The organism is Porphyromonas gulae DSM 15663, assembly GCF_000378065.1.
Taxonomy (GTDB): Bacteria; Bacteroidota; Bacteroidia; order Bacteroidales; family Porphyromonadaceae; genus Porphyromonas; species Porphyromonas gulae.
In genome coordinates this window covers 1-2,669 of the sequence record NZ_KB899205.1, presented here as the reverse complement: position 1 = coordinate 2,669, position 2,669 = coordinate 1, and the positions used below count along the sequence as shown (strand labels likewise).

The following is a 2,669-nucleotide window of genomic DNA, read 5'->3' as shown; positions in this document are numbered from 1 at the left end:
CGTAACTTTGCCGGGCGTTCTTTGAGCGATTGTCCGTTCAGGTATCAGGGACAGTATGAGGATGAGGAGACAGGGCTGTATTATAACCGTTTCCGTTACTACTCGCCTGATGAGGGAATGTATATCTCCCAAGACCCTATAGGATTGGCAGGTGGAAATAAATTGTATGCTTATGTGTCCGATGTCAATGTCTTGATAGACCTATGGGGGTTATCAGTTATTGAGGGACAAGTTGGAGCATATGGAGATTTAGTCAATGCATCCGATCCATTTGATGGCTTTCAGATTCACCATATTCCACAAGATAAGCTTGGATATTTACCCAGAAAGGAAGGTATTGCTGTAGTTATGACAGATATAGACCATGCTGAGACTCGGACATTTAAGTCAAAAGGGAGAGCGACTGCAGCAATTGATAAGGATAGAGCATTTAAAGATGTTTTAAAAGACGATTTAATTGATCTACATAAGATAGGAGGGGGCAAATTTGATAGTTCCATCAAGCAAATTATAAAAGAATACGAAGATTTAGGTATGTTAAAAAAAGGAGAGCTATCTTTAAACAAGATAAAATCACACCATTAGAGTTTTTGATAAAATTGAAAAAGAAATAAGGATTATGAGAAAAGAGTTTTTGGAATTACTAAAATTGGGAAGAATGCCAAATGAATCCATAGATGATGATGAATCTGTGGACAGTACTATCGCTTTATATGACTCTGTATTAGAAAGCATAACTCTACCTATATCTTATGAAGAGGGAGAAGTTTTGATAAGTCTATTTCCCGACAATGCTTTTTATGATTTACAATGGACTTTACTTAAATTAGTAGAGTCATTGATTAAGAGTGTAGATAATAAAAAATATAGGACATTAATAAATCAGTGCCCAAGTGAAGAATGGAGAGATAGCTTGGCCGCTCGCTTTAACAATTGGCTGGAAAAACAAGGCAATATATCAAATTAATTTTTTGCAACGTAGTATTAAAACTGCCGTTTTTTGTTGGAAATTACTTTTACGAAAAGCATCCCATAGCCTCGATTTCTTTCGGTTTGACTCCTCGCTACTAGTGTCGAGTAAATAAAAATATCTTACTCATACTTCGCAGCAAGCTGACGAGATAGTCTACTATAGTTGAAACTATGGAAAACACAAAACATATCTCCTGCATTAATATTTTTTGACATTCCATATAAAAGGGCGTATTTCCAAGACCTATCAAGGCAAGACCACCCGTTGGGTTTGGGATGGCAACGTACCGTTGCACGAGTGGACGGAGGAAGAAAAGAGAGGAGGAGCAGGAGATGAAAACCTTATAACGTGGCTGTTTGAGGAGAGTAGTTTTGTCCCTTGCGCCAAACTTCAAAACGGAGAGAGCTACAGCATTGTAACAGACTATCTCGGCACACCGACCCATGCTTTTGATTGTAATGGCGCAAAAGTTTGGGAAAGAAATCTCGACATTTACGGCAAAATAAGAACAGGAAATAGTACCTTTGTGCCTTTCTTATATCAAGGGCAATACTTTGATGCGGAAATAGATCTTTGTTATAATAGATTCCGATATTACGACCCAAATTTAGGGAATTATATCAGTCAAGACCCGATAGGACTTGCAAGTAATGAATTAAACTTGTATTCTTATGTTCACGATCTTAATTATTGGGTCGACCCCAATGCCCTGTCTCCTTCTTTTGGTTCAGGGAAAGGATCACATATTGCTATCGTAAATGTTTATGATAGTAGTGGCAATAGAATAAGCAGAGATGTCTTAAGAAGTGGTAATATGACACCTGCCGAAAAAGCTCTTGGTTTTCCTCGATCTACACTTGCTACTCACACTGAAGCAAGAGCGATGAAAAATATTCCATTAAGCGAAGGACAAAGAATGGAAATTTTTGGCATGTATCCACCTTGTAACTCATGCAAAGGAAAAATGAACGCAAAAGCTAAAGAAGTTAATGCAGATATAACTTATATATGGAAAGATAAAGAGACTGGAGAAATAAAAAGATGGAAAGCAGGAAATCATTAAATTATGTAGTATGAAAATAAAATTTACGGCAAATAAGATTGCATATGAGTCAAATGTGGGCGAAAATTACAACATGATCGGATTTTCAGACAATGGAGATGATCCTAATCAATATGTTATTATACAAAAGGCAATTGCTTTTGATCCCCAAGATATTGAACTAGGTATGGATAGTTATTACTTTGAGTATATAGACCAATCAAATTCTGGCTATGATATATGTAGAAATGCTTCTGCAAATAAAAATGGCATATTATTTGAATTAAAAGAAAATGCAATTGAGGGGATAGAGTCTATAGAAATTGTAATTGAAAACAGTTACACAATAGAGAATTGGGAAGAATTTAAAACTATTTTTGACGAAATATTTTCGGACATATAATCTGTTTATTTATCATTTGACTCTTTTTATATTTAGCAATTTATGTAACTGATGTTATTGGTCGACAGGAACTTTTCTGCGCCAAACTTCAAAGCGGAGAGAGCTACAGCATTGTAACAGACTATCTCGGTACACCAACTGAGATGTTCAATTCTGATGGAGAAAAAACATGGTCGGTAGAATTGGATATTTATGGCTCTGTTCGTAACTTTGCCGGGCGTTCTTTGAGCGATTGTCCGTTCAGGTATCAG

The 2,669-nt window shown here is 36.3% G+C and carries 5 protein-coding genes; all 5 read left to right on the top strand.

Annotated features, from left to right (window positions below):
• Positions 1 to 585: RHS repeat-associated core domain-containing protein (locus tag F452_RS13110; protein ID WP_026292393.1), on the top strand; the 585-nt coding region annotated here is incomplete at its 5' end.
• 34 nt (positions 586 to 619) lie between these two features.
• Complete coding sequence (locus F452_RS0110535) at positions 620 to 967, top strand: hypothetical protein (protein ID WP_018966139.1); 348 nt, start codon at positions 620 to 622, stop codon at positions 965 to 967.
• Positions 968 to 1,181: 214 nt separating this feature from the next.
• Positions 1,182 to 2,036, top strand: a complete 855-nt coding sequence (locus tag F452_RS13105) for an RHS repeat-associated core domain-containing protein (RefSeq protein ID WP_018966138.1) — start codon at positions 1,182 to 1,184, stop codon at positions 2,034 to 2,036.
• Between the two features lie 10 nt (positions 2,037 to 2,046).
• Positions 2,047 to 2,418 (top strand): Imm10 family immunity protein, encoded by a 372-nt coding sequence (locus F452_RS0110525; protein ID WP_018966137.1) that lies wholly within the window; start codon positions 2,047 to 2,049, stop codon positions 2,416 to 2,418.
• Positions 2,419 to 2,456: 38 nt separating this feature from the next.
• The coding region (locus F452_RS13535) for an RHS domain-containing protein (RefSeq protein WP_155259049.1) at positions 2,457 to 2,669 on the top strand (213 nt) is incomplete at its 3' end.

Coding starts and splice junctions, on each gene's coding strand:
- F452_RS0110535 (WP_018966139.1), top strand. CDS start 620: ATGAGAAAAGAGTTTTTGGAATTACTAAAATTGGGAAGAATGCCAAAT.
- F452_RS0110525 (WP_018966137.1), top strand. CDS start 2,047: ATGAAAATAAAATTTACGGCAAATAAGATTGCATATGAGTCAAATGTG.